The organism is Clostridium sp. OM05-5BH (assembly GCF_003481505.1).
Classification (GTDB): Bacteria; Bacillota; Clostridia; order Lachnospirales; family Lachnospiraceae; genus Otoolea; species Otoolea fessa.
The window spans coordinates 158254-184591 of record NZ_QULJ01000006.1; the positions used below are offsets into that span (position 1 = coordinate 158254).

Here is a 26338-nt window from a genome sequence, read left to right on the forward strand (position 1 = left end):
GTAATAAGATGTAAAAAACGTTCTCAGGGGAACTCCCATGAAGGAATATATCGAGGAACGGGCGGTTGCGATCGCTAATTACATCATAGACTACAATGCGACAGTGCGGCAGGCGGCCCGGAAATTTGGGATCAGTAAATCTACCGTGCATAAAGATGTGGCCGAGCGCCTTTCCCATATCAATCCGCCGCTTGCATCCCGGGCGCGTGTAGTACTGGACATCAACAAAGCGGAACGCCATATCCGGGGCGGGATGGCGACGAAAGAAAAATATGAGCATGAGCACCAGCTGCGCGCGTGCAGCCGGGACGAGAAATAGAAAAGCTGGTAAAATTGGAGCTGAAAGCAGAAAAAGGGGCATTCCGCCTGGACGGGCGGAGTGCCATTTTTTCTGCTTCATTGCAAACTATTTCAAAATATGCTATAGTAGCTTCGATTCATAAAGCTATATGTCAGCCAGATTCAGGCATATGGCAGCGTAGGAGGAACGGGAAAATTCTGAATTGAAAGATAAAAAACAAAGAGGAAGAATGGATAGATGGAACCAAGACAGGCAATCCTGGTAGTCAGCTTCGGGACAAGCTACAATGACAGCCGAGAAAAGACGATCGGAGCGGTTGAGCGTGCAGTGGCGGAGGCATTTCCGGCATATGAGGTGCGCCGGGCATTTACCAGCCAGAGGATCATTGATAAATTGAAAAAGCGGGATCAACGGTCGATCGACAATTTGAAGGAGGCACTTGACCGGGCGGTAGCCGATGGGATTAAAAATCTGATTGTGCAGCCGACCCATTTGATGGATGGATTTGAATACATGGATGTAAAAGCGGAAGTGGAAGCGAATCAGGGGCGTTTTGAACGGCTGGCGCTGGGAGCACCGCTTCTTGCCAGTGAAGCGGATCTGGATGCGGTGATCCGGGCGATGGCAGGAGAATTGGGCGGATATGACGATGGAAAAACGGCACTCTGTCTGATGGGGCATGGGACGAACGCGGCTTCCAATCAGGTGTATCAGAAGATGCAGGATAGGATGATCGCGGGCGGCTATGCAAATTATTACATCGGAACCGTGGAGGCGCAGCCGGATTTACAGGCGGTGATCGAGAAATTGGGCGCGCAGAAACACTATCAGAGGGCAGTACTGCAGCCGCTCATGGTGGTTGCAGGCGACCATGCGAATCAGGATATGGCAGGTGAAGAGGAGGATTCCTGGAAGAGCCGCCTGGAACGCGCCGGATACCAGGTGGAATGCCGCATCCGGGGACTGGGAGAGGTTGAGGCGATCCGGAAGCTGTATGTGGCGCACGTGAGAGAGGCAGAGTGGGAAAAATGAAGAAAATAGGATGGATAATGGGAAAGAAAAGGTTACTTAGGATGGCAGGGCTGTCGCTTATGGGGGTGCTGCTCTTGAGCGGCTGTGGAAATACGGGAAAGAGTGCGGTGGCGGCAGCGTCGTCTACATCCGCCAGTGAGACATCCAATGAGGCGGGTAAAGGTACGAAAGTGTCCCAGCCGGCAGAAAACGTGGATGCACAGGTGGCGGAGGCATCACTTCCACAGCCGGGTGAGGCGATCAGTGCGTCCCTGACCTGGAAATCGCGGATGGAGCTTGCCTATGCGACCCAGTTTGCGGTCGATACCTATGAGGATGCGAACGGGATGCAGTACGAAGCAGTTTCGGTTGCGGATGGAAGCCGTTTTCTTCTGATTCCAGAGGGCGGAAAGGTGCCGGAAGATCTTCCGGATTCGATCCAGGTGCTTAAGCGCCCGGTCAAACAGATTTATCTGGTAGCGACCGCGACCATGGATATGTTCCGGATGCTGGGAGCGCTCCCGGATATCCGGTTTTCGGGAACCGATGCGTCGGGCTGGTACATCCCGGAGGCAAAGGAGGCGATGGAGAATGGGTCAATTCTCTACGCAGGCAAGTACAGCGAACCGGATTATGAGCGGATCGTCTCGGAGGGCTGCGGTCTGGCAATAGAAAATACGATGATTCTCCATTCGCCGGAGGTAAAAGAAAAGTTGGAAAGTTTCGGAATCCCGGTGCTTGTGGATCATTCCAGCTACGAAGCACATCCGCTGGGGCGGACGGAATGGATCCGCCTGTATGGAGTGCTGACCGGAAAAGAAAAAGAGGCGGAAGCGGCATTTGCAAAGCAGGAAGCGGCTTTGCAGCGTGTTACAGAAGAAGGTTCGGATGCGGAGAACGCAGGCGGGAGCGTAAAAACAGAGCAGACGGCACAGGCGGAAAAGCCGTCGGCGGCATTTTTCTATATTACGAACCAGGGCAGCGTGAACGTGCGCCGTTCCTCTGATTATATACCGAAAATGATAGAATTAGCGGGCGGCAGATACATATTCGGTCATCTGGGGGATGACGGAAAGCGGTCTTCGACCGTCAATATGCAGATGGAAGAATTTTATGCAGCCGCGAAAGAATCCGATTATCTGATTTATAACAGTACAATCGATGGGGAGATTCACTCAATTTCGGAGCTTTTGGCAAAAGCGCCGGTTCTCAAGGATTTCAAGGCGGTACAGGCGGGAAATGTCTGGTGCACGACGAAGAATCTCTATCAGGAATCCATGTCAGTTGGAGCGATGCTGGAAGATATCCATGCGATTTTCAGCGGAAGCCAGGAAGATGGGACATATCTGTATAAATTGCAGTCGTGAGGATGGAAAGTGTAATAAAGATAGATAGGAGAAACGATGCGTTCAGTACCAGAAGCAAACAGACAAAAACAGGAAAAAGGACAAAGAAACCTGGCGCAGGCAGGCAGACAGGTGCGGATCGCAGGCGCATTTCTGCTTCTGATTATGCTGCTGCTCCTGTCGCTTATCTGGAGTGCCTGTTCAGGCAGTGTATCGGTTCCGATCATGGAATTTTTACAGGAATTGCGGGAGCCTAAGCTGCGTGGAATGGCGTGGACGATCATCTGGGAGATCCGTCTGCCGCGCGCGCTGGCGGCGCTGATCCTTGGTGGGGCGCTGGCACTGTCAGGGTATCTGTTACAGACCTTTTTCCACAATCCGATCGCGGGTCCCTTTGTGCTGGGAATTTCTTCTGGTTCAAAGCTTTTGGTAGCACTTGTGATGGTCGGATTTCTGGAATGGAATATTACGATCAATTCGGGGATGCTGGTGGCAGCGGCATTTGCCGGAGCGCTTCTCTCTATGCTGTTTGTGCTCCTGGTCGCGCGGAAGATGGAACAGATGGCGATGCTGATCGTCGGGGGCGTGATGATCGGCTATATTTGCTCGGCAATCACGGATTTTGTTGTGACCTTCGCCAGCGATGCGGATATTGTCAACCTGCATAACTGGTCGCGCGGAAGTTTTTCTGGTATGACATGGGAAAATGTGGCAGTCATGGCGGGCGTGACCTTTGTCTCAGCGGCAGCGGTGTTTCTGTTATCCAAGCCGATCGGCGCATACCAGATGGGGGAGACGTATGCGAAAAGCATGGGAGTCAATGTCGCACATCTGCGTTTCTTTATGGTGATTTTGTCCAGCATCTTATCTGGCTGCGTAGCGGCATTTGCCGGTCCGGTTTCCTTTGTTGGAATCGCGGTTCCGCATCTGATACGCTGGCTGTTTGCCGATACAAGACCGCTGGTGCTGATTCCGGGCTGTTTCCTGGGCGGAAGCGTGTTCTGCCTGTTCAGCGACTGGCTGGCGCGGACGGTCTTTGCCCCGACGGAATTGAGTATCAGCACGGTAACAGCTGTCTTCGGTGCGCCGGTCGTGATTTTTGTGATGATGCGGAAACATCGAAAGAGTACCTGAAGCATAGAGAAGCAGAGGAGAAAATACCATGAATCCAGAAACTGAGGAGAAGATCTACTTTTATACAGAGGACTTACAGGTTGGATACGGTGGAAAACAGATCTTAAATCCAGTCCGGATCGGGATAAGGAAGGGTGAGATCCTGACTTTAGTCGGACCGAATGGAGCCGGAAAATCGACCATTTTAAAGAGTGTCGCCGCGCAGCTTCCCCCTCTGGGAGGCGCGGTTTACCTGGACGGCGCGGACCTTCTGGGAATGAAGGGAACGGAGCGCGCACGGCGGATGGCGGTCATGTTTACGGAAAAGGTCCATGCAGAGTGGATGACCTGCCGGGATGTTGTGGCAGCCGGGCGTTATCCGTACACGGGGCGGTTTGGTGTCCTCTCGGAGGAGGACTGGAAGGCAGTTGATGAGGCGATGGAGGCAGTGCAGGTATCAGAGCTTCGGGAGCGGGACTTCCAGACGCTCAGCGACGGTCAGCGGCAGCGGGTGATGCTGGCGCGGGCGCTCTGTCAGGAGCCGGAACTGCTGCTTCTCGATGAGCCGACTTCCTATCTGGATATCCGTTATAAGCTGGAATTTATGTCGGTCTTGCAGGAGCTGGCGCGCCGCAAGAAGGTGGCAGTCATTTTATCCATTCATGAACTTGATCTGGCGGAGCGCGTCTCTGACTGGGTGCTGTGCGTCAGCCCGGGGCAGGAAAGCCGGTTTGGACGCCCGGAAGAGATGCTGACTCCGGAACATCTTTCCGAGCTGTTCCAGGTCGAGGAAGGGCGCTTCCGTCAGACAGGCGGCAGTATGGAGCTTCCACGTCCGGAGGGGGCACCAGAGGTGTTTGTGCTGGCAGGAGGAGGAAGCGGGCGCGCTGTCTTCTGGCAGCTTCAGAGAGCTGGAACTACGTTTGCGGCAGGGATCGTATCGGAAGCCGACTTAGATTATCCGGCGGCTTGTACATTGGCGTCCAGATTGATTGCAGTCCCCGCATTTGAAGAAATATCAGAGGAAAAGGAACAAGAAGCCAGAGAATGTCTGGATGCGTGCCAGTGCGTGATTGCGTGCCGCAGGCAGTATGGGGGCTGGGCGGCGGCGAACGACCGGCTGCTGGCGTATGCCAGAGAAAAAGGAAAAAAGATTGAATATCACAACCTTCCGCTTCATAAAATGCAGTAAATCAAAGCATTTTGCCGCGTGGCTGCGTGCAGGGGAGCGGGAGGTTTTTTATTTGATGAAAAGTAAGAAAAGCAGGAAAAAATGGCTTCTAAGCCTTATGGCTGTGATGGGAATCTTTCTGGCGGGGGTCTATGCGGTTGCATGCGGCGGTGAAAAACAGGCAGAAAAATTGCGAGATCTGGAATTTGCCGTCATAGGTCCCGATGAGACGCCGCAGGAGCTGGCGCAGATCATAGAAGAAAAGAAGAACGATTCCTTCCGCCTGACTTACACAAGCGGAAATGACCTCTACATAGCTGCCGGGTACGGCAAGCAGGAGACCGGCGGCTACAGCATTACGGTTCCGGAGTTGTACCTGACGGACAATTCGATCATCGTCAAGACCGAGTTAAAAGGACCGGAGAGAAGCGAGCCGACCGGGGAAGAGCCGTCGTATCCGTATATTGTGCTGCGGACGGAACTGCTGGAGGAGCCAGTGGTATTCCAGTAGTTTCCTATGAAACAAAAAAACAGGAACCGGCGAGAGTATCATCCGGTTCCTGTCTTTATGCAGTTTCTGCAGAACGATTTCCGCAGGATTTCCTATATGAGTATAAGACTGGTTTCCTGATTACAGGGAAAGAGCCTCTTTTACCTTGGAAATGATGTGAAGTCCGATGTCTCTGGAAGCATCTACGGACTGAGCACCGATGTGCGGGGAAACGATGAAGTTATCGCACTCAAACAGCGGGCTTGCGAATGTATCATCACCTGTCAGACCGCTGCCAGCCAGCTCGTTCTCCATAACGTCTGCTGCGTAGCCGCCGATCTTGCCAGCTTTCAGAGCCTCGTACATGTCTTTCTCGTTTACGATACCACCACGGCTCATGTTCAGAACAACTGCATCATCCTTCATCTCAGCGATGGACTTAGCGTTGAACAGATCCTTTGTCTCTGGTGTCAGCGGTACGTGGATAGATACGAAATCAGCTACCTTTAACATCTCGTCTACGGACATGCCAGTTGCATGCTCTTTCTCGAAATCTTCCGGTTTCAGGAATGGATCGTAAGCAACGACAGTCATACCAAATGCACGACCAAGTTCGCCGACTCTCTTACCGATACGACCGAAGCCCATAACACCCAGAGTCTTGCCGCGAAGCTCACGACCTTCGAATTTATATTTGTTCCACTCGTGTTTTACTTTTACATCGTAGTTAGCTGTGAAAGTACCACGGGAGATATCTAACATCTTGGAAATGGTCAGCTCTGCAACTGCGTTAGCGTTTAAGCCCGGTGCGTTGAAGATCTGGATTCCTTTGGATTTTGCATAGTCCATATCAATGTGGTTCAGACCAACGGAGCAAACGCCGATAACCTTCAGGTTCTTAGCAGCGTCGATGATCTCCTGATCGATCTTCGGATCTACACGCATGATCAGAACGTCTACGTCACCGATTTCAGCTAATAACTGATCCTTGGTGGACGGCAGATTCTCTGCAGTTTTAACTTCCATGTATTTGCTGAGTTCTTCAGCAATACCAGCGTATACTTTGTCAATGATAAGACACTTCATAGTTTAATTTCCTCCGCTCTTATTTTGTAAAATGTACCTATATGCAAGTATACCTAAAATCTGCTGTTCAGTCAAGTCATTTTGCCGTACCAAAAAGAAACTCGTATTCGATTTTTTATATAACACTTATAAGTAAATGCTGGATAAAAAGGTGTTTTTGTAGAAAATGCCGCGGGAGCGATTTATAAATTGTATTTTGAGATAGGGCAGACTATAATAAAGGTACGATGCAGTTCAAAGTCCGGTTCCGGACGGCATTCGATGATTCTGCCCGCAAAGAGGGCATCTGTGATTCACAGAAATATCCGGGTATTTATGAAATTTCATAATGCATTTTTTGTTTCAGGGGAAACTGCGTCCTATGAAACAAAAAAGCAGTCATATGATTTCGTGGTGCTGAATATAAGTATCATATCGGCATTTAGAAAACATGGCATCTTATATCTTGAATGATATTTGTGTGTGATGTGGTATTTTATGCCGATTTAAACTCAGCACAGAAAATTTCAGGTTACTGTTCATTTAATGCGAAGCCACGACAAATTCCGTTACGGGGCACGTATGCGTGAACAATAACAATTTTAGAAAGGATGGAGAAGGTTGAGAGAGGAGTACGGAAATTTAGAACGTGCTTACGAAAGAATGCGGTTCGGCTGGCAGGAGACATTTGCCGGGGAATGGCAGAAAGGGAGAATGTATGGGGAAAAGAGAAGACAGAAGATATGGCGGGAGGCTGGCAGTGCTGACATTTGTGCTGCTGTGCCTGCAGGGCACCGGCGGACAGGCTTACGCACAGGAAGATAAGGCGGGAGAACGGCGGATCCGTTATTCTTCTTCCTATTTGAAAGAGGCTGAGATACCAGAAGCGCCGGAAGAATATCTGGAAGAGGGGGAAATTACCTACCGGCTTGTGGGGACAGAGATAGAGGCGGTGCCGGTGCGCGGCAGAACGCGGGAGGTTTCGGGGGAGATGGTCTATCCATCCGTGACGCGGGAACAGGAGATCCCGGCGAGAGCGCCGATGGAGGTGGAGGATCGGGAGAGCCGGAAGACGGTATCGGTTATGTTGGATCTGAAAAGAACCTCTTATGAGAACGAACACTGGCAGGATGGATTTGAGATTTCGGTCGTATTTCACGAATACGGGGCGGACACATACCGGCTGGGTGGAACTGTCGTGATGCATGATGAAAAAGTGCCGCCGTTGGAGGCGTGCAGGGAAGAACTGCTTGCAAGTGCAGGGCTATCGGAGGATGAGGTGCAGATTGAGTCGGCAAGCTGGGAGGGAGATGCTTATCAGGATGAGGCTGGCATCTGGTGTCGCAATGCGGCGGTACAGGCAAAACGCCGCGTATGGGACTGCCGGGCAGTGTACGGGGGAACGGTCAGACTTCCGGCATATGAGCGTTACCGGAGGCGGATGGAGTATGAAAAAGCGGAATCGGATGTGGAAGAGATGACAGAAATAGAAGCGGATCCGGGAACTCTGGTGGAAACAGAGACTGCGCCGGTGGAAAACCTCCCGCTTCCGTGCTGGAGACGGTGGATTCACTACGGACTGACGATCAGTGTAAGTCTGCTGCTGCTTTTACTGGCATGGCTTGGATTTCGGCAGCTGCGGCGGATGGCGCGTGAAAAAAACGAACGGTAGGTTATGTGGGCGCAGTTGATAAAAGGAAAAAAGTGCCGTATACTAGAAAACTGGTAAGCTGGCGGTTATGGTTCGTGTAAAAAAATTTGAAATCAGAGGCACGGCGTGAGGATATGCCGGCAGCCAGAATCGGGGATCAGACCAGAAAGAAGAGGGAAAACGGCGTGACAAGAGATGTTGTATTTAAAATGGAACGTCCGGGACTGGTAGAAGTCGGACAGACAGTAGAGGTGACGGAGTCGGTGACGCCGTTTAATGTCAATTATATGATTGAACCGGCGGTGGCGATGTCGGGGCTTTTTAAGCTGAATGACCGGATTCCCGCCGATCACGGCGTGGTAAAGGCGATCGAGGAAAATGATCGCGGTTACTATGTGACAGTTACGTTTGAGTATGAATAAAAGGACAGAAAGGGAAAAAGATGGCAGGAAAAATACCGAACGATCCGATTATGTGCCTGAGCTTTGTGAACACACAGCTCAGAGATTTTTACCCGGATTTAGATGAATTATGCAGTGCGTTTGATACAGAACGGTCGGAGCTTGAGAAGAAGCTGCAGGCGGTGGGATATACCTATGACAGAGAAAAGAACCAGTTCCGCTAGGGCACGGTCAGGCTTTACGCTGGCAGAGCTGCTGATTGTGACCGGGATTGTGTCGATTCTCGTTGCAGTTTCGATCCCGATCATGTCCGGACAGGTACAGAAAGCGAAGGAAGTGCGGGCGAAAGCCGAGGCGAGGATTCTATGCATGGCGCTCTGGATGTATCTGCATGATTTGGATGAGCAGGACATTCATCCGGAAAGCTGGGAGCTGATGATGGATCTGGGTGGTTCTTTCCGGGATCTGGGAGAAAATCCGCTGGAAAACTATCTGGATGGAGAGATTTCTGAGGATGTGTCTATCTACAGCGTGTATTACAGCGATACACTGGAAAGCTATGAGGGAATCTTGTGCGAGATAGGTGGAATCGAGGTGGAAGCGCTGATCAGCGGAAAGACGGAGATTGTGAATCCATAAAAAATAGAGAGGCAGGTTACTGTTCACAGGTAGGCACTTTTGGAACCGAAAGTGCCGTAAGAAAACGTGGTGGCAGCAGGAATTTGCCGTATTTAAATGCGAAGCCACGGCAAATTCCGATACTGGGCACGTATGCGTGAACAGTAACAGAGGCAGGATGTCTTACAAGGAAAGTCTTGTAAAACCCTGCTTCTTTCTATATAATGAGACAGTAAAGCAGTCTGTCTGGAAATGAAAATAGCAGGATAAAAACCAGACGGTTTCGGACAGATACAAGAGAAAAGAGAGGTATCAGTATGTTTCGCGCGATAAAGATAGTAGGAACGATCGTCAGCTTCCTTGTTGGTTCCATCGGCACATTGCACCGTATGGATAAACAGGGACAGGTAGATCCGGTCGCAGTGGAGGAAGAAAGCACCCAGATGGTGCGTAATATTTTTGAAAAACTGCTCAAAATGGCAGGTGTGACGGTAGAGGTGCGCGGATATGAAAATATTCCGCAGGATCGCCCGGTGCTCTATGTGGGAAACCACCGGAGCTATTTTGATATCCTGGTTGGCTATACGACGGTTCCGGGACTGATGGGATTTGTGGCAAAGAAAGAGATGGAGAAGATTCCGCTCTTGTCAAAATGGATGCTCAATGTCAACTGTCTGTTTTTAGATCGGAACAATATAAAAGAAGGTTTAAAAACGATTCTGGCGGGGATCGAGAAGGTGCGCCGCGGCGTTTCTGTCTGGATTTTTCCGGAGGGAACCCGCAATAAAAATGAACAGCTTTCAGATCTGCTTCCATTTAAAGAGGGAAGCTTGAAGATTGCAGAGAAATCTGGCTGTCCGGTTGTTCCAGTGGCGATCAAGGGAACAGCGGAGGTCTTTGAGAAGCATATTCCACTTATTTGTCCGAGCCATGTCGTGATTGAGTTCGGCGAGCCGTTCATCGTGAAAGAGCTGGATCCGGAGAACCGGAAGTTTGTCGGCGCATATACGAGAGAAAAGATCGCAGGGATGCTTTCAGAGATGGAAAAGGAGAACAGCTAAGAGATGGATTTGCTGGAGATAAGAGGGCGTCTGGATCAGATTGACACCCAGATAGAAAAGTTATTTGAGGAGAGAATGCGCCTTTGCAGCGAGGTGGCAGAGTATAAGATCGCGACCGGAAAGGCGGTTTACGATGCCGAGCGTGAGAAACAGAAGATCGAGTCAGTTCAGGCGATGGCAGAGGGCGAGTTCAACAAGCAGGCGGTTGCCGAGCTGTTTTTGCAGATGATGACGCTGAGCCGCCGGTATCAGTATCAGACGATCGCAGGGCGCGTCGGCGGTCCGGATCTGGGCTTCCATAAGGTGGAGAAGCTTGAAACAGCCGGAAAACGCGTGGTGTTCCAGGGATTAGAGGGCGCTTACGGTCATGCGGCGGCGCTGCAGTTCTTTGGAAAAGACGCGGATATCCATCATGTACGCCGGTTCGAGGATATGATGGTGGAGATTCAGGAGGGAAAATCTGATTTTGCGGTGCTTCCGATTGAAAATTCTTCCGCCGGTGCTGTGACGGACAACTATGATTTGCTTTTAAAATACGACAATGTGATTGTGGCGGAAACATTTCTGCCGGTACACCACTACCTGCTTGGCACACCGGATGCGGAACTTTCCGATGTGAAGCGTGTTTATGCACATCCGCAGGCGCTGATGCAGAGCAGCGACTTCTTAAACCAGCACGACTGGCAGCAGCTCAGCATGGAAAATAATGCTGTGGCGGCACAGAAGGTACGCGATGAGAAGGATCCGTCACAGGCGGCAGTGGCAGGTGAGGTGGCAGGTGAGATTTACAGGCTCAAAAAGCTGGCAGGTCCGATCAACAACTGTCCGGACAACACGACCCGTTTCCTGATTTTGGCGAAGGATCGCGTCTATCAGGCGGGCGCAGAGAAAATCAGCCTCTGTTTCGAGCTGCCGCACCGCAGCGGTACGCTGTACAGCATGCTCGGCAATTTTATTTTCAATGACGTCAATATGCGGATGATCGAGTCCCGCCCGATCCCGGAGGAGAGTTGGCAGTACCGCTTCTTCGTGGACATCGAGGGAAACCTGGAGGATGCCGGTGTGCAGAATGCACTGTACGGAATCATGCGCGAAGCGAAAAATGTAAAAATATTAGGAAATTACTAGACTCTTTAGCTTAGGACAAGACAGAATGGGGTGCTGTCCACGGGCAGGCATTTTTGACACTGAAAGTGCCGTAAAAGCATGTGATGGTAACCGGAAAGGCAGAATAATGGAAGAAAAAAGAAAAAATACGATGATTTTATACCGCAACCTGCGGTATCAGCAGTTATTTGACGACATGTGCAGCCTCTTAAAACCAGAAGAAGGCGAGGCACGCCCGGATGCATATGCATGCGCGAGTCAGCTCATCGATCTGGCAGTGACCTATGGATTCCGCGGAAACCTGTGGCATTGTTTCCTGGCGTTCTGCATGGCAAACAATGAAAATGCCTACAGCACATCCTGTGAGATCATCGGACCGGTCGGCGGCAGCTTGAGCGAGCTTGCACGTCACGATTTTGCACAGGTCAGAGAGCTTTTTTCCCTGGATATTGCCTGTCTGGACGAGACTGAGAACGGCATCTGGTCGGAGATGAAGCATTACGAAAATGCGCTGGAAAACAGCAAGGCGTTCAACCACCGCATCCGCGATCGGATCGTTGAATTATCGGTTTCCCTGGAGCATGCGGAGAGTGATCAGGAATTTCAGGATATCGTGACCGAATTTTATAAAGAATTTGGTGTTGGCAAGTTTGGCCTTAACAAAGCATTCCATATTATCATGGATGAGGAGGCAAAACAGGTCGATATCGAGCCGATCACGCGCGTGGAACATATTGAGCTGAGCGATCTGGTCGGCTATGAGCTGCAGAAAGCCAAGCTGATTGAGAATACCGAGGCATTTATCGAGGGGCGCGCGGCAAACAACTGCCTGCTTTTCGGTGACAGCGGTACTGGTAAATCATCCAGTATCAAGGCGATCTTAAATCAGTATTATGACCGCGGACTCCGCATGATCGAGGTGTACAAGCACCAGTTTCGCGGACTGTCAGATGTCCTGGAGCAGATCAAAGACCGCAACTACAAATTTATCATTTATATGGACGATCTTTCCTTTGAGGAATATGAGCTGGAATATAAATATCTGAAAGCAATCATAGAGGGTGGTCTCGGCATTAAGCCGCAGAATGTCCTGATCTATGCGACATCGAACCGCCGTCACTTAATCCGCGAGAAATTCAGCGATAAGCGCGAGCTGGACGACGATCTGCACTCCAACGATACGGTGCAGGAAAAACTGTCCCTGGTTGCGCGTTTTGGCGTCACGATCTACTACGGCTCACCGGACAAGAAAGAGTTCCAGAACATCGTCCGCGTACTGGCAGATAAATACCACATCCATATGCCGGAGGCAGATCTGCTTCTGGAAGCCAACAAGTGGGAGTTAAGCCACGGCGGGCTGTCCGGACGTACTGCCACCCAGTTTATTGCAAACTTACGCAGCAAGCTGAAAGGAGAGATCAAGTAATATGACCGTTAAAACCTTTGCCGCTATTGATGTGGGTTCCTTCGAACTGGAGCTGGGAATTTTCGAGATTTCTGCTTCCGCCGGAATCCGCGAGATTGATCATGTGCGCCATGCGCTGGCGCTTGGCAAAGACACGTACAATGACGGACGTTTGAGCCACGAGATCGTGGAGGAAATGTGCGAGGTCCTGAATAAGTTCCGGGAAGTGATGAAAACATACCGGGTATCGGATTACCGGGCATTTGCGAGCAGTGCGCTTCGGGAGGCGCGGAACAGCCAGATGGTACTGGACCGGATTCTGGTGCGTACCGGACTCCGGGTCCGCACGATGAACAACTCGGAGCTGCGTTTTAAGAGTTATAAAGCTGTTGCAGCCAGGGAGGAAGAATTCCAGCGCACCGTGAAAAATGGCGCGGCGCTGATGGATGTCGGATTCGGAAGCACCCAGATCTCCCTTTTTGATGAGGAGGTACTGGTATCAACGCAGAACCTTCTGCTCGGCGTGCTGCGCTTAAGTGAAATGTCAGCACACTGGCGCGTCGATTACCGGAAGATTCCGGCGATCATCGATGAGCTGGTAGAAAATGAATTATACACATTTCGGAAGATATTTTTAAAAGAGCATCAGATTGAGACGCTGATTGCGACCGGCGAGACAATGAACTATATGATCAGCCGCGGCATGCATGAAAAAGGCGGGGCGCGGTTCACGGCAAAGGAATTTGGCGTGTTCTGCGAGAAGCTGATCGGAATGTCCTCGGAGGAGATTCAGGAGCGCTATGAACTGCCGCAGGATTACGCAGAAGTGCTGATTCCAAGTGCGATTCTCTACCGGAAGATATTAGACATGACGGGTGCTTCCTATATCTGGGCACCGGGGACGACACTCTGCGATGGTATCGCGGCAGAGTACGCACAGGAAAACCGTCTGGTCCGCTTCCATCATGATTTTGAGGCAGATATTCTCTCAACGGCGCGCCAGATGGCGAAGCGCTACCGCTGCCACGGCGCACATGTGCGCGAGGTAGAGCGGTCGGCGGAGATGATCTTTGATTCAACGAAGAAATACCATGGTCTGGGAGCGCGGGAACGCCTGCTTTTAAAGATCGCGGCGACCCTGCATGACTGCGGCAAGTTTGTCAGCATCACGCGCGGTTCGGAAAGCTCGTACCAAATTATCATGGATACGGAGATCATCGGAATTTCCCATCTGGAGCGCGAGATTGTAGCCAATATCGTGCGCTACAACATTCAGGAATATGCCTACGATGAGGTCATTCTGGAGTCGGATCTGTCCCAGTATGCGGGGCTTGGAACCTCCCGGAGAGAGCTGACGATTCTGATTGCGAAGCTGACGGCAATTTTGCGTCTGGCCAATTCGATGGACCGCAGCCACCGCCAGAAACTGAGCGACAGCCGCATCGCTGTGCGGAACGGCAGTCTGGTGATTACGACGGACTGTCCGGAGAGTATCGTGCTGGAGCAGTATTCATTTGACCAGAAGGCAGATTTCTTTGAGGAAGTCTTTGGAATACGGCCTGTACTCAGGCAGAAAAGAGGGGTATAAGGATGTCGGATGCAGTGTTGAAATACGGAGAACCTGAAAATTATGTAAACCGTGAACTGAGCTGGCTGGAATTTAACTACCGGATTCTGGGTGAGGCGCGCGATAAGACGACCCCACTGTTTGAACGCCTGAAATTTTTAAGCATCACGGCGTCGAACCTGGATGAGTTTTTCATGGTCCGCGTGGCATCCCTCAAGGACATGGTTCACGCCAATTATACGAAGCGGGATATTGCGGGTATGACGGCACAGGAACAGCTGGATGCGATCGATGGAAAAACGCATGAGCTGGTCGAGAATCAGTACCGGACCTACAACCGGATGCTCCTGCCGCTCTTAAAACAGCACGGTCTGCGCGTGGTCACCGAGCATGAGAAGCTTACGAAGGAAGAAGCGGTGTACGTTGATCGGTATTTTGAGGAATCGGTCTATCCGGTCCTCACGCCGATGGCGGTTGATTCCTCCCGCCCGTTCCCTCTCATTCACAATAAATCGTTAAATATTGCTGCGCTGGTCCGCAAGAAAAAGGGAGACGGCGAGCTGGAATTTGCGATGGTCTGTGTGCCGGGCGGGCTTCCACGCGTGGTGGAGCTGCCGTGCCAGGAGGGCAAATCGATCATTTATCTGGAAGAAGTCATCGAGCGGAACATTGACAAATTGTTCTTAAATTATGATATTATCAGCTGTCATCCGTTCCGTGTCATGCGAAATGCCGATCTGAGCATCGACGAGGATGAGGCGGAGGATCTGCTCAAGGAGATCGAGCAGAAGCTCAAGAAACGCCAGTGGGGCGAGGTCATCCGCCTGGATATCGAGAAAAAGGCGGACAAGCGCCTCTTAGACATCCTCAAAAAGGAGCTGCACGTCGGCGGGCACGCGATCTATGAGATTGACGGACCGCTTGATCTGACCGTTCTCATGAAGGTGTTCGGTCTGCCGGGCTTTGACGAATTTAAGACACCGCCGTACACGCCGCAGCCGGTTCCGGCGCTGATGAATGAGGATGATATTTTTGCCAATATCCGCAAAGGCGATATATTGCTGACCCACCCGTTTGAGACTTTTGAGCCGGTCGTCAATTTTATCAAGAAAGCTGCCCGCGACCCGGAGGTGCTGGCGATCAAGCAGACCCTCTATCGTGTCAGCGGCAACTCCCCGATTATCGCGGCGCTCGCCGAAGCGGCGGACAATGGAAAACAGGTGTCGGTTCTGGTTGAGCTGAAAGCCCGTTTTGACGAGGAAAACAATATTCTCTGGGCGAAGATGCTGGAAAAAGCCGGCTGCCACGTTATCTACGGTCTGCTGGGGCTGAAAACACACAGTAAGATCACGCTGGTGGTGCGCCGCGAGGAAGAGGGCATCCGCCGCTACGTCCATCTGGGAACTGGAAATTACAACGATTCGACGGCAAAACTCTACACCGACTGCGGTCTTTTAACCTGTGATCCGCTGATCGGTGAGGATGCGACTGCAGTCTTTAATATGCTGTCGGGTTATTCGGAGCCGCTTGGCTGGAACAAGCTGTCGCTGGCGCCGCTGTGGCTGCGCGGACGTTTTCTGCGCCTGATCCAGCGGGAAACGCGCAACGCCCGCGAAGGTATTCCAGCGCGGATCGTGGCAAAGATGAACTCCCTGTGCGACCGTGAGATCATTGCGAGTCTTTACGAGGCGTCCAATGCGGGGGTAAAAATACAACTCATCGTCCGCGGCATTTGCTGTCTGCGCGCCGGGATTCCGGGATTAAGCGAGAATATAACGGTCTGCTCGATCGTTGGAAATTTCCTTGAACACAGCCGTATTTTCTACTTCGAGAACGATGGTGAACCGCAGATTTTCATGGGAAGTGCCGACTGGATGCCGCGAAACCTCGACCGTCGTGTGGAGATTCTCTTCCCGGTTGAGGATGAGAAGCTGAAAGCACGCATCTGTCACATCTTAGAGGTACAGCTTGCCGACAATGTCAAGGCGCAGTACCTGAGACCGGACGGAACCTACGCTAAACGCAACCGCCGCGGCAAAGAGCCGGTCTGCGCGCAGGATACCTTCTGTGCGGAGGCAGTGCAGGCGGCGAAGGAGGCTGGAAAAAAGCAGGACCCGGCGGCGATGAGGGTGTTTATTCCGCTGGAACAATAAAGAAATTGCAGTTCGCAGATAAGCAAAATTCTCCAAAAATGTAATAAATTTTTAAAGCATAAATCCTCCCCATATGGTAAACTGGAAACAGGTATATTCGTCTGGTATTTCGCATAGAGATACCGGGAACCTGCATTACATATGAGGGAGGTTTTTTTATGTCTGAAATACACGTTCTGGTGGTGGATGATGAGAAAGAGATTGCCGATCTGGTGGAGATTTATCTGGTCAGTGATGGTTATAAAGTATATAAGGCATCCAATGCGTTAGAGGGATTGGAGATTCTGGAGAAGGAGACGATTCATCTGGTGCTTCTCGATATCATGATGCCGGGGATGGATGGTCTGGAGATGTGCCGCAAGATCCGGGAGACGAACAATATCCCGATCATCATGCTGAGCGCGCGCTCAGCGGATCTGGATAAGATTCTGGGACTGGGAACCGGCGCGGATGATTACGTGACGAAACCATTTAACCCGCTGGAGCTGACGGCGCGCGTCAAATCACAGCTTCGCCGCTATACGCAGTTAAATCCGCAGAGCGGTGCAGGAAACCAGGTTAAAAATGAGATCTCGATCAAGGGACTCACGATCAACAAAGATAATCATAAAGTGACGGTGTACGGCGAGGAGATCAAGCTGACGCCGATCGAATTTGACATTCTGTATCTGCTGGCATCCAATCCGGGGCGGGTCTTCAGCACCGATGAAATCTTTGAGAAGGTGTGGAATGAGAAAGTCTACGAGGCAAATAACACGGTTATGGTACATATCAGACGGCTTCGCGGCAAGATGAAGGAGGACACCCGACAGAACAAGATCATTACAACGGTCTGGGGGGTAGGATACAAAATTGAAAAATAAAAAAGATATGAGTCGCCGATTCCGGACACGGATGGTCATGAACATCGTTTACAGCACCGTGGTGGCATGCCTGGTGGAGGTGTTTCTGATTGCCAATGTTTCGATGATCAGCAGCTATCTGCGGGAGACGCGGTACCGGGATTCTTTTTTCCTGCGCCTGACGGAGACAGAGACACTGATGGCATTTGTCTATCTTCTGTCGGGCATCGCGATCTTCTCAGTCACTTTTTTTGCCCTCCAGGAGCGGTCCATGCGCTATATCAGCCGGATCTCGTCCGCGATTCAGAATATTTCCGAGGGCGATTTGAATACGACGATCGAGGTGCGGGGCGACGACGAGTTTACGGCGATGGCGGTCAATTTAAATAAGATGGTCGGGGATATCCGGAATCTGATGGACAAGGAGCGCGAGGCGGAGCGCACGAAGAACGAGCTGATTACCAATGTGGCACACGATCTGCGGACACCGCTGACCTCGATCATCGGCTATCTTGAACTTCTGTCCGGCAAGGTGGAGATTCCTGCAGAAATGCAGAAAAAATATATTGATATTGCCTATGCAAAATCGAAACGTCTGGAAAAACTGATCGAAGATTTGTTTGGTTTTACCAAAATGAATTATGGAAAAGTGGCAATGCACGTGTCGAAGGTGGACATCGTCAAACTGCTCAGCCAGCTGTTGGAGGAATTTTATCCGAGCTTCAAGGACAAAAACCTCTCCTACGAGCTGCAGAGCAATGTCCCGGGCAAGGTTATCACGGCAGACGGAAATCTTCTGGCGCGCCTCTTTGACAACCTGATCAATAACGCGATCAAATACGGTGCAGACGGAAAACGGGTGCTGGTGCAGATTCATGCGGAGGAAGAGGTCGTGACCGTCTCGGTGACGAACTACGGTTACGTGATTCCGGCGGACGAGCTGCCTCTTTTATTTAATAAATTCTACCGTGTGGAACAGTCGCGATCGACCAACACGGGCGGCACAGGGTTAGGTCTGGCGATCGCCAAAAATATCGTCGATATGCACGGCGGCACGATTCAGGTAACGAGCGATCTGAATGGAACGGTGTTTACGGTGCGCCTGCGGACGAATTTTGACATCAACAGGGAAAATTTCCAGATGCCGTAAAGGCGAGTGTGGGAAAGAATCTGATAGACATTTTAATGGATTTTTGGTTACTGTTCACAGGTAGGCACTTTTGGAACCGAAAGGGCCGTAAGAAAACATGGTGGCAGCAGGAATTTGCCGTATTTAAATGCGAAGCCACGGCAAATTCCGTTACTGGGCACGTATGCGTGAACAGTTACAGATAGGGAGAGAAAGGATGCAGAAAAAGAGGGGAATACAGTTCTTTTTTGCGATATTGATCGGATGGATGGCACTATTCTGCCTTCCTGCAGGGTACGTATATGCCTCACAGAAGGAAGCAGATGCGCCGCTGTCGATGGATGTTTCCTATGGATTTGACAATACGGCAAAGAGTGACCGTTACCTTCGGGTAACGGTCCTTCTGAATAATGATACAGCGCCGTTTGAGGGAACGCTGGAGTTTCTGACCGCACAGTCCAGTCTGGAGGCGTACCAGTATTCTTATCCGGTATCGTTGGCAGCGGGGGAGAAGTTTGAACAAGAATATTATATCCCGCTGGGTGTGCGGGCAGATCAGATGTTTGTATCGGTACAGGATGTAAACGGGAAAACGGTCATCCGGAAACGTCTGAAACTTGGTTCTGAGGAGGACGTTGCGGAGAGCTATATCGGAATTTTGACGGATACGCCGGAGGCACTTTCTTATTTAGACGGCGCGGGCATCCGGTATGGGACGCTTCGGACGCGGGCGGTTTTTCTTGATGCCGAGCAGGCGCCGGATAACCGGCTGGGTTACGATCCGCTGGATCTGGTAATTGTGTCTGGATTTGACCTGGATTCGCTCAGCGATGTCCAGTATGAGGCGCTGCGGCGCTGGGTGGAAGACGGCGGTACGATCCTCTTTGGCGGCGGTGTGGATTGTGCGAGAAATTATGGCAGGTTTGCAGAGAAGGTGCTGGAGCCGCCGTATCTGGATGCGGTAATCGTTCCGGTCAGTCTGGGCGGGGAGACGGCACCGGGCGAGCAGACGGGGGAGATCCAGGCAGAATGCGTCGATGTGAACCTAAAGAACGGCAGCACTCTGCTGGTGGGGGAAGTGTTCCCGCTGTTATCCCATACGAACTGCAAACAGGGGCGGATCGTGGCAGCTGCCTTTTCGATGGATGCGATCAGCGATTTGTGTCTGACCAATCCATCCTCATTTGAAAAGCTGTATACGCTGGTGCTGGGAAGTGATACCGTGGACGAGCTGGCACAGGAGGATTACTACGGTTATTCGGGCTCGTATTTCAGCGTACAGGGGCTGGTCAACACCGGCAATGCGGGGCGGCTTCCGAAGGTTGCGGCGTACACGGCGATCGTGGTGGTCTATCTGCTTTTGATTGGTCCGGGCATCTATTTCTACTTAAAAAAGCGAGGGATTTACCGGTATTATCTGCCGGCGGTGACACTGGGGGCGTTTTTATTTACCGGCATTATTTATGCGCTGGGCGTAAAGACACGCTTCCGGGAGCCGTTTGTGACGTATGCGTCGATTCTGGATACCTCGGGAGAAGAGGCGGAAGAAGCCACTTATATGAACATCCGAAGCCCTTATAACAAGCCGTATTCGGTGAGTTTAAAGCCGGGCTATGAGGTGCGCCCGATGACGCGCAGTTACTATTACGATGCGGTTTCGGCGGTGCGCTTTACCGGTGAGGAAGAGTATCATACAAACTTTGTTTATCAGCCGGAACGGGTCGAAATTAAAATGCGGGATACGGTCGCATTTTCACCGAATCTGTTTACCCTGCGTCGTGAGCTGGAGAAAACGGACGCGATGGGCGTTCAGGGAAATATTTCCTATTTTGACGGCGTGGTGTCGGGAACGGTAAAAAACTGTTTTGAGGAACCGCTGGAGAATGCGGCTCTGCTCATTAATGGGAAAGCGGTGCTGCTGGGAAGATTAGAGCCTGGGCAGACGGTTTCTCTGGATGGAAAGGAGAGCTGCGATTATCCGGTCAGCTATTCGTATGCGGCAGCACAGATGGTGACCGGGGCGGATCAGTATGAGAAAGCGGAGATTGAGGATTCGGACTATTTAAAGGCGCAGGAGCGGACGAGACTTTTGAGCTTTTATCTGGATTCCGGCGCGGGGCGCAATCCGTCTGAGGCGTGCCTGGTGGCATTTTCAACCCGGAAGCTCCAGGGCGAGGAAGATTTCCTGGCGGATGCGAGTACACTTCGGGAAGGATTTTGCATGGTGACCGAGTCAATCCCGCTGAACCGTGAAAAAGACGGAAAACTTTACCGTTCGGCGCTTGAGGAAGATCCAACGGTGCTCGCCGGAAATTATGAGGCGGCGTACAACACAATGTATAGCGGTGAAACAGCGGAGGCTGCGACGGTCGAATATTCGCTGGGAAGTGACCTTGTCATTGAAAAGCTTACGTTTGAGACTCTGTCACCGCGATTTTCGGAAAATCCGCTCTATCCGTATATGTCATCCTTCTCCGGAAGCATGTATTTCTATAACTATGAGACCGGGCGCAATGACCGGATTGAGCTGAAATCAGAGTATTCGGCAAAGGAGCTTTCGCCGTACCTGTCTCCGTCGAACACATTGACCGTCAAATATGTGCCGGAACAGACGGGAGAGTATGGCTGGGAAAGCCAGCTTCCAAGAATCTATGTCGTAGGGAGGAGAGAGTGATGCTGACGATTAAAAACCTCAGAAAACGATATGGCAATTTTCAAGCGCTGGATGGGCTGAATCTGGAGATCGCGGACGGGGAACTCTTTGGATTCGTGGGTCCCAATGGGGCAGGCAAGACGACGACGCTCAAGATTCTTGCGGGACTTCTCGTTCCCGATGAGGGCGAGGTGGAGATCGGCGGACTGGATGTTTACTCAGACGGAAAAGAACTCCGGCGGCGGATCGGCTATGTGCCGGATTTCTTCGGAGTATATGATAACCTGAAAGTATCGGAATATATGGAATTTTTTGCATCCTGCTACGGAATTACGGGGCTGCAGGCGCGGACGCGCTGCCATACGCTTCTGGAACAGGTGCGGCTGGAAGATAAAGAGGACTTTTTCGTGGACGGGCTTTCGAGAGGTATGAAGCAGCGCCTCTGTCTGGCGCGGGCGCTCATCCACGATCCGGATCTTCTGATCCTGGATGAACCGGCTTCCGGACTGGATCCGCGCACCCGGGTGGAGTATACGGCGATTCTGAAAGAACTGCGCGATCAGCGAAAAACGCTGCTCGTCAGCTCCCATATTTTATCGGAATTGTCAGAGCTTTGTACCTCGATCGGCATCATTGAGCAGGGAAGAACGGTCCTGCAGGGCAGCATGGATCAGATTTTTGCGCGGATCAACTCGTCCAATCCGCTTCTGATCTCGATTTTCAGCCAGAAAGAAAAGGCGCTTGCGATCCTGAAAAGCCATCCTTGCGTGCAGACGATCGCGGTGCAGGGGGATGAGATCAAGCTGGGCTTTTTGGGGGATCGGCAGGATGAGGCGCTGCTTTTGCAGCAGCTTATCGATGCAGATGTGATGGTCAGCAGCTTTATGCGCGAGAAGGGAAGCCTGGAATCACTGTTTATGCAGATCACAGAACATGAAGAAGAGAGGGCGGTGCTGAAACATGAGATGGAATCCGGTATTTAGGAGGGAAATGACAGTCGGAAGCCGCAGCATCCGCATGATGGCGATTCTGTTTGTTTTTAACAGTATCCTGGCGGCGGTGGCACTGTTTAATATGTATTCGGTGGCGGATCAGGTCAGGACGACGGCGGAGATCCAGTATTCGCAGTTTCTGGATCTCTACACGTTCGTCTCCTCGATCGAATTTATCATGCTGCTTTTCATCATGCCGGCTCTGACTGCCAGCAGTATCAGCGGCGAGCGGGAACGCCAGACGCTGGAACTGATGCTGACGACCACGATGGAGCCGCGTGACATGGTGCTTGGAAAACTGGCGTCCTCGCTGGTGACGATGCTGGTGCTGGCGGTCTCGGCGCTTCCGGTACAGGCGCTCGTATTTGTCTACGGGGGTATTACGCTGCGTGACATCGGGATGCTGTTTCTGTGCCACGGTGTTGTGGCAATTTTAACGGGCAGTATCGGGATCTTTTATTCATCGGTGCTGCGCCGCTCGACGGTATCGACCGTCTGCTCCTATGTGACGGTGGTGGCGCTGACGGCGGGAACGATGGCGGTCAATCTGTTTGCATACCGGATGGCGTTCCGGGCGGCAGATTCGTATGCATCTAATCTCAATGCATCGGAAATGGCAAGTTCCGGCATTTTACGCTATCTCTTTCTTTTCAATCCGGCTGTCTCGTTTTATAATGTAATTAACGGACAGGCGGGAAGCGGCGACATGAGAAAATGGTTCGAGCCACTGTTTGGCGTATTTCCAGACAATGCGATCACAGCACACTGGACGGCGTGCAGCCTGATTTTGCAGTGTATGCTGGCGATGGTGCTGATCGCGGCAGCAGTCTGGGCGATCACGCCGGGAAAATGGAATCGGCATGGGAAAAATAAAGGGAATGATAACCGATAGATAGAAAAAGCAGAAAAACAGAGAAACTATGAATTTGGAGAAGGAGGCAGTGAGTATGGGAATTATCAGAGCAGCGGCACACGCGGTCGGCGGCGGGCTGGCAGATCAGTGGCTGGAAGTGATTGAACCGGAAAATATGGGGGAACAGACCGTATTTTCAGCGGGTGTGCAGACACGCCGCGGGGAGAACCGGAAGAGGACACCGGAAACGGTGTCCAATGGCTCTGTGATCCATGTGTACCCGAATCAGTTTATGATGCTGGTGGACGGCGGTAAGGTCGTTGATTATACAGCGGAAGAGGGTTATTATACAGTGCAGAATTCATCCCTGCCGTCTCTGTTTAACGGACAGTTCGGCGATGCACTGAAAGAATCCTTCAACCGTGTGCGTTATGGCGGACAGACGCCGTATGCACAGAAGGTCTACTATATTAATCTCCAGGAGATCAAGGGAATCAAGTTCGGCACACGGACGCCGATCAACTATTTTGATTTATTCTATAATTCCGAGCTGTTTCTGCGCGCACATGGAACTTACTCCATCAAGATTACGGATCCACTGAAATTTTATGCGGAGGCTATTCCGAAAAATCAGGATCAGGTGGAGATTGATTCCATCAATGAGCAGTATTTAGCGGAGTTTCTGGAAGCGCTGCAGACCTCGATCAACCAGATGTCGGCGGATGGCGTGCGGATTTCCTTTGTAGCCTCCAAAGGCAGGGAACTGGGACGCTATATGGCGGAGACGCTGGATGAGGAGTGGAACCGTCTGCGTGGCATGGAGATCCAGTCAGTCGGTATCGCCAGCATTTCCTATGATGAAGAATCGCAGAAACTCATCAATATGCGGAATCAGGGCGCGATGCTCGGCGACCCGTCGGTGCGCGAGGGGTATGTGCAGGGCGCGATGGCACGCGGCTTTGAGGCAGCCGGTTCCAACGGAAGCGGTGCGATGGCAGGCTTCATGGGAATGAGCGCCGGCATGAACTTCGGCGGCGGATTTATGGGCGCCGCATCGGCGTCCAACCTGCAGCAGATGCAGATGCAGCAGGCGGCGCGGCAGGGATATGCGGCACCGCAGGGCGGCTATGAGCCGGGGCAGGCGAATGGAGCGCCGCAGGGTGGTTATGCACAGCAGCCGGGAGCACCACAGGGCGGCTATGCACAACCGGCAGGACAGAACGCAGCGCCTCAGGGCAGTGCGGCAGCTCCGGCAGAATCCTGGACTTGTGAGTGCGGCAATGTCAACCACGGAAAGTTCTGCTCCGAGTGCGGCAAGCCAAGACCAGCCGGTCCGTGGACCTGCAGCTGCGGAACGGTCAATACAGGTAAGTTTTGTTCCGAATGCGGAAAACCGAGGTCATAGGGCGTATGGAGATACAATCATATAAGTGTCCAAACTGCGGCGGCGGACTGGTGTTTGATCCGAAGACGCAGAAATTTAAATGTGAATACTGCCTCTCAGCGTTTACGGAAGAGACGTTGAAAGAGATGGAAGAGGCAGCCAGAAAGTCAGAGGAAGCTTCGAAGCCGGGGGGAATGCCGGAAGCGGAAAAGATAGAGAGCCAGAAGCAGGCGGAGTCTAAGATGGTTCTCTATACCTGCCCGAGCTGCGGCGCGGAGATCGTGGCACAGGAGACGACAGCGTCCACGTACTGCTGTTACTGTCACAATCCGGTGGTTCTTTCGGGAAGTCTGGACGGTAAATACCGCCCGGACGGTCTGATTCCGTTTGAGATCGACAAGAAAAAGGCAAAAGAAATCTTTAAAAACTGGATTCAGAAGAAAAAGTATGTGCCGGATGATTTCTACTCGCCGCGTCAGATGGAGTATCTGGAGGGAATTTATTATCCATATTGGATGTATAGCTGCCAGGTATCCGGTGAGATGCAGGCGGAGGCGCTGCGGAAACGCGTGACGGTGGCGGGGGAGATCGAGTATATCGAGACGAGCCGTTACCATCTGGAGAAAAAGGCGGAGCTTCCCATCAAGGATGTGGCGCGCAACGCGTTAAAGCAGGCGGACCGCAGCCTTGCCGAGACCGTGCTTCCGTTTGATATGAAGAAGCTGCGCCCGTTTCAGGCAGGCTATTTTCTGGGATTTAGGGCGGAGCGGCGCGACCGGGAAAAGGAAGAATTTGCACAGGAGATTGAGCAGGAGATCAAGCAGTATACGAGAGAATCCCTGCAAAATAGCGTCTCCGGCTACGATCATGTGGATATCCGGAACCATCGGGAGACCATCACGGGGGAAAAATGGAACTATGCCATGCTTCCGGTGTGGATGATGACCTATCCGGATCCGAAGAGCGGTCAGATGTACTATTTTGCGATGAATGGGGAAAATGGAAAGGTCTGCGGCGTCCTGCCGGTTGATTCGAAAAAACTGGCGCGCCTGTTTTTGACGATTTTCATTCCTGTGTTTGTACTTTTGCTGTTGGGAGGATACCTGATATGATAGAGAATCAAAATGCGGGAGTCACACAGAAAAAGAAGAAATATGGACGGCTGAAAGATTTTATATGCTTCTCCGTTGCAGCATTTATTTCATTTTCACAGGTCAGCCCTATATGGGCGGCGGAAGGCACGCGCGTCTTCGACGAGGCGGGACTGTTCAGCGCGGAAGAAGTGCAGGAGCTGGAGACACGGATCGATGAGGTGCGTGACTCACAGGATGCCGATCTGGCGGTACTGACAGTCGAGGACGCACAGGGAGAATCGGCGGAAAGCTATGCCGATGATTTTTACGACAGCCACGGACTGGGCGTCGGGGACGATGCGAGTGGTATTCTGCTTTCGATCGATATGGACAACCGGGAGATATACGTTTCTACCACCGGGTATGCGATGAAGGTGCTGACGGATGCGCGGGTAGAGAAGGTGCTGGATGCGGCATATGACAGCGTGGCGGATGGAAACTATGCGGAAGGCGCTCTGGGGGCGATCGACAGCATCGAAAATTATCTGGAGATGGGCGTTCCGGCGGGACAGTATACGCAGGTGCGCGAGGAGAAAAAACATTCCCTGGAATGGTATGAGGCGCTGTTTGCGGCGGTCGCGGCAGCGATCGTGGCGGCACTCCCGTGCTTTTCGGTGATGCGCCAGTATAAGATGCAGAAAGAACACCGCCAGTCGCTGGGTTTCCATATGGCATACCGGGCGGACAGTGCGCTGCATTTTGTCCAAAATGAGGAGCAGTTTGTAAACCGGTCGGTAGTGACCAGACGGATTCCAAAAAATCCGGGTCCGGGCGCTTCGGGCGGTTCGGCTGGAAGGACGACCATACATCAGGGCAGCAGCGGAAGGATGCACGGCGGCGGAGGCAGAAAGTTTTAATTGATACAATTTCGTGTGGAAGGCGGATGAATGAT

The 26338-nt window shown here is 51.8% G+C and carries 24 protein-coding genes; 23 read left to right on the top strand and 1 reads right to left on the bottom strand.

All coding sequences use genetic code 11. The features are described 5' to 3' along the window. Positions 1-37 precede the first annotated feature (37 nt). The 6 genes from spoIIID (at position 38) to DXB70_RS09590 (ending at position 5453) form a co-directional block, all read left to right on the top strand. Positions 38-319, top strand: a complete 282-nt coding sequence (gene spoIIID, locus DXB70_RS09565) for a sporulation transcriptional regulator SpoIIID (RefSeq protein WP_117796058.1) — start codon at positions 38-40, stop codon at positions 317-319. A gap of 219 nt (positions 320-538) precedes the next feature. Then, positions 539-1333: a sirohydrochlorin cobaltochelatase gene (locus DXB70_RS09570; RefSeq protein ID WP_118673195.1), complete on the top strand. Its 795-nt coding sequence runs from the start codon at positions 539-541 to the stop codon at positions 1331-1333. A gap of 17 nt (positions 1334-1350) precedes the next feature. After that, a complete protein-coding gene (locus DXB70_RS09575; protein WP_243099940.1) occupies positions 1351-2679 on the top strand; it encodes an ABC transporter substrate-binding protein in 1329 nt (442 codons plus the stop codon). A gap of 36 nt (positions 2680-2715) precedes the next feature. Further along, on the top strand, positions 2716-3792 hold the full coding sequence (locus DXB70_RS09580) for an iron ABC transporter permease (protein ID WP_182448444.1): 1077 nt from the start codon (positions 2716-2718) through the stop codon (positions 3790-3792). Between the two features lie 28 nt (positions 3793-3820). Then, positions 3821-4963: an ABC transporter ATP-binding protein gene (locus tag DXB70_RS09585; protein ID WP_118673197.1), complete on the top strand. Its 1143-nt coding sequence runs from the start codon at positions 3821-3823 to the stop codon at positions 4961-4963. A gap of 55 nt (positions 4964-5018) precedes the next feature. Then, positions 5019-5453, top strand: coding sequence for a protease complex subunit PrcB family protein (locus tag DXB70_RS09590; RefSeq protein ID WP_022360307.1), 435 nt, complete (start codon positions 5019-5021; stop codon positions 5451-5453). A 120-nt stretch (positions 5454-5573) separates the two neighbouring features. Here DXB70_RS09590 and DXB70_RS09595 read toward each other — a convergent pair whose 3' ends face one another. Next, positions 5574-6518 carry a D-2-hydroxyacid dehydrogenase gene (locus DXB70_RS09595; protein WP_022360306.1) on the bottom strand — a complete coding sequence of 315 codons (945 nt, stop codon included), beginning with the start codon at positions 6516-6518 and terminating at the stop codon, positions 5574-5576. A gap of 697 nt (positions 6519-7215) precedes the next feature. Between DXB70_RS09595 and DXB70_RS09600 the strand changes: the two genes are divergently transcribed. From DXB70_RS09600 to DXB70_RS09680, 17 genes are all read left to right on the top strand, one after another. After that, the gene (locus DXB70_RS09600) at positions 7216-8169 is read left to right on the top strand and encodes a hypothetical protein (protein WP_118673198.1); all 954 of its coding nucleotides are present in this window, start codon (positions 7216-7218) and stop codon (positions 8167-8169) included. Positions 8170-8282: 113 nt separating this feature from the next. Continuing rightward, positions 8283-8570, top strand: a complete 288-nt coding sequence (locus DXB70_RS09605; protein ID WP_243098996.1) for a hypothetical protein — start codon at positions 8283-8285, stop codon at positions 8568-8570. 20 nt (positions 8571-8590) lie between these two features. After that, positions 8591-8773: a DUF4250 domain-containing protein gene (locus DXB70_RS09610; protein ID WP_022360303.1), complete on the top strand. Its 183-nt coding sequence runs from the start codon at positions 8591-8593 to the stop codon at positions 8771-8773. Beyond that, complete coding sequence (locus DXB70_RS09615) at positions 8745-9188, top strand: type II secretion system protein (protein ID WP_182427983.1); 444 nt, start codon at positions 8745-8747, stop codon at positions 9186-9188. The genes DXB70_RS09610 and DXB70_RS09615 overlap by 29 nt, the downstream gene beginning before the upstream one ends. A gap of 296 nt (positions 9189-9484) precedes the next feature. Next, positions 9485-10228: a lysophospholipid acyltransferase family protein gene (locus tag DXB70_RS09620; protein ID WP_107001428.1), complete on the top strand. Its 744-nt coding sequence runs from the start codon at positions 9485-9487 to the stop codon at positions 10226-10228. A 3-nt stretch (positions 10229-10231) separates the two neighbouring features. Then, positions 10232-11356, top strand: a complete 1125-nt coding sequence (locus DXB70_RS09625; RefSeq protein ID WP_118468371.1) for a bifunctional chorismate mutase/prephenate dehydratase — start codon at positions 10232-10234, stop codon at positions 11354-11356. 106 nt (positions 11357-11462) lie between these two features. Next, entirely contained in the window at positions 11463-12761 is a 1299-nt protein-coding gene (locus tag DXB70_RS09630; protein ID WP_182426646.1) for an ATP-binding protein, read from the top strand. A 1-nt stretch (position 12762) separates the two neighbouring features. Continuing rightward, positions 12763-14328 (top strand): HD domain-containing protein, encoded by a 1566-nt coding sequence (locus DXB70_RS09635; RefSeq protein WP_118673199.1) that lies wholly within the window; start codon positions 12763-12765, stop codon positions 14326-14328. A 2-nt stretch (positions 14329-14330) separates the two neighbouring features. Next, positions 14331-16460, top strand: coding sequence for an RNA degradosome polyphosphate kinase (locus tag DXB70_RS09640; protein ID WP_117796048.1), 2130 nt, complete (start codon positions 14331-14333; stop codon positions 16458-16460). Between the two features lie 158 nt (positions 16461-16618). Beyond that, positions 16619-17323, top strand: coding sequence for a response regulator transcription factor (locus tag DXB70_RS09645; RefSeq protein WP_022360295.1), 705 nt, complete (start codon positions 16619-16621; stop codon positions 17321-17323). Then, a complete protein-coding gene (locus DXB70_RS09650) occupies positions 17313-18452 on the top strand; it encodes a HAMP domain-containing sensor histidine kinase (protein WP_333490916.1) in 1140 nt (379 codons plus the stop codon). The genes DXB70_RS09645 and DXB70_RS09650 overlap by 11 nt, the downstream gene beginning before the upstream one ends. A gap of 196 nt (positions 18453-18648) precedes the next feature. Continuing rightward, on the top strand, positions 18649-21105 hold the full coding sequence (locus DXB70_RS09655) for a hypothetical protein (RefSeq protein WP_118673200.1): 2457 nt from the start codon (positions 18649-18651) through the stop codon (positions 21103-21105). Beyond that, positions 21105-22067: an ABC transporter ATP-binding protein gene (locus tag DXB70_RS09660; protein ID WP_118673201.1), complete on the top strand. Its 963-nt coding sequence runs from the start codon at positions 21105-21107 to the stop codon at positions 22065-22067. The genes DXB70_RS09655 and DXB70_RS09660 overlap by 1 nt, the downstream gene beginning before the upstream one ends. Positions 22068-22074: 7 nt before the next feature. Next, a complete protein-coding gene (locus tag DXB70_RS09665) occupies positions 22075-22968 on the top strand; it encodes an ABC transporter permease subunit (RefSeq protein ID WP_243033992.1) in 894 nt (297 codons plus the stop codon). Between the two features lie 55 nt (positions 22969-23023). Then, complete coding sequence (locus DXB70_RS09670; RefSeq protein WP_118673202.1) at positions 23024-24334, top strand: SPFH domain-containing protein; 1311 nt, start codon at positions 23024-23026, stop codon at positions 24332-24334. A gap of 5 nt (positions 24335-24339) precedes the next feature. Then, complete coding sequence (locus tag DXB70_RS09675) at positions 24340-25425, top strand: TFIIB-type zinc ribbon-containing protein (protein WP_118673203.1); 1086 nt, start codon at positions 24340-24342, stop codon at positions 25423-25425. Next, on the top strand, positions 25422-26303 hold the full coding sequence (locus DXB70_RS09680) for a TPM domain-containing protein (protein ID WP_118523272.1): 882 nt from the start codon (positions 25422-25424) through the stop codon (positions 26301-26303). Before DXB70_RS09675 ends, DXB70_RS09680 begins: the two co-directional genes overlap by 4 nt. Positions 26304-26338 lie beyond the last annotated feature (35 nt).

Excerpts from the sequence above, each read along its gene's own strand:
- DXB70_RS09625 (WP_118468371.1), top strand. The coding sequence starts at position 10,232 with ATGGATTTGCTGGAGATAAGAGGGCGTCTGGATCAGATTGACACCCAG.
- DXB70_RS09630 (WP_182426646.1), top strand. The coding sequence starts at position 11,463 with ATGGAAGAAAAAAGAAAAAATACGATGATTTTATACCGCAACCTGCGG.
- DXB70_RS09605 (WP_243098996.1), top strand. The coding sequence starts at position 8,283 with ATGCCGGCAGCCAGAATCGGGGATCAGACCAGAAAGAAGAGGGAAAAC.
- DXB70_RS09670 (WP_118673202.1), top strand. The coding sequence starts at position 23,024 with ATGGGAATTATCAGAGCAGCGGCACACGCGGTCGGCGGCGGGCTGGCA.
- DXB70_RS09580 (WP_182448444.1), top strand. The coding sequence starts at position 2,716 with ATGCGTTCAGTACCAGAAGCAAACAGACAAAAACAGGAAAAAGGACAA.
- DXB70_RS09615 (WP_182427983.1), top strand. The coding sequence starts at position 8,745 with ATGACAGAGAAAAGAACCAGTTCCGCTAGGGCACGGTCAGGCTTTACG.
- DXB70_RS09585 (WP_118673197.1), top strand. The coding sequence starts at position 3,821 with ATGAATCCAGAAACTGAGGAGAAGATCTACTTTTATACAGAGGACTTA.
- DXB70_RS09645 (WP_022360295.1), top strand. The coding sequence starts at position 16,619 with ATGTCTGAAATACACGTTCTGGTGGTGGATGATGAGAAAGAGATTGCC.
- DXB70_RS09610 (WP_022360303.1), top strand. The coding sequence starts at position 8,591 with ATGGCAGGAAAAATACCGAACGATCCGATTATGTGCCTGAGCTTTGTG.
- spoIIID (WP_117796058.1), top strand. The coding sequence starts at position 38 with ATGAAGGAATATATCGAGGAACGGGCGGTTGCGATCGCTAATTACATC.
- DXB70_RS09590 (WP_022360307.1), top strand. The coding sequence starts at position 5,019 with ATGAAAAGTAAGAAAAGCAGGAAAAAATGGCTTCTAAGCCTTATGGCT.
- DXB70_RS09620 (WP_107001428.1), top strand. The coding sequence starts at position 9,485 with ATGTTTCGCGCGATAAAGATAGTAGGAACGATCGTCAGCTTCCTTGTT.
- DXB70_RS09570 (WP_118673195.1), top strand. The coding sequence starts at position 539 with ATGGAACCAAGACAGGCAATCCTGGTAGTCAGCTTCGGGACAAGCTAC.
- DXB70_RS09640 (WP_117796048.1), top strand. The coding sequence starts at position 14,331 with ATGTCGGATGCAGTGTTGAAATACGGAGAACCTGAAAATTATGTAAAC.
- DXB70_RS09665 (WP_243033992.1), top strand. The coding sequence starts at position 22,075 with ATGACAGTCGGAAGCCGCAGCATCCGCATGATGGCGATTCTGTTTGTT.
- DXB70_RS09595 (WP_022360306.1), bottom strand. The coding sequence starts at position 6,518 with ATGAAGTGTCTTATCATTGACAAAGTATACGCTGGTATTGCTGAAGAA.
- DXB70_RS09680 (WP_118523272.1), top strand. The coding sequence starts at position 25,422 with ATGATAGAGAATCAAAATGCGGGAGTCACACAGAAAAAGAAGAAATAT.
- DXB70_RS09600 (WP_118673198.1), top strand. The coding sequence starts at position 7,216 with ATGGGGAAAAGAGAAGACAGAAGATATGGCGGGAGGCTGGCAGTGCTG.
- DXB70_RS09660 (WP_118673201.1), top strand. The coding sequence starts at position 21,105 with ATGCTGACGATTAAAAACCTCAGAAAACGATATGGCAATTTTCAAGCG.
- DXB70_RS09635 (WP_118673199.1), top strand. The coding sequence starts at position 12,763 with ATGACCGTTAAAACCTTTGCCGCTATTGATGTGGGTTCCTTCGAACTG.
- DXB70_RS09655 (WP_118673200.1), top strand. The coding sequence starts at position 18,649 with ATGCAGAAAAAGAGGGGAATACAGTTCTTTTTTGCGATATTGATCGGA.
- DXB70_RS09575 (WP_243099940.1), top strand. The coding sequence starts at position 1,351 with ATGGGAAAGAAAAGGTTACTTAGGATGGCAGGGCTGTCGCTTATGGGG.
- DXB70_RS09675 (WP_118673203.1), top strand. The coding sequence starts at position 24,340 with ATGGAGATACAATCATATAAGTGTCCAAACTGCGGCGGCGGACTGGTG.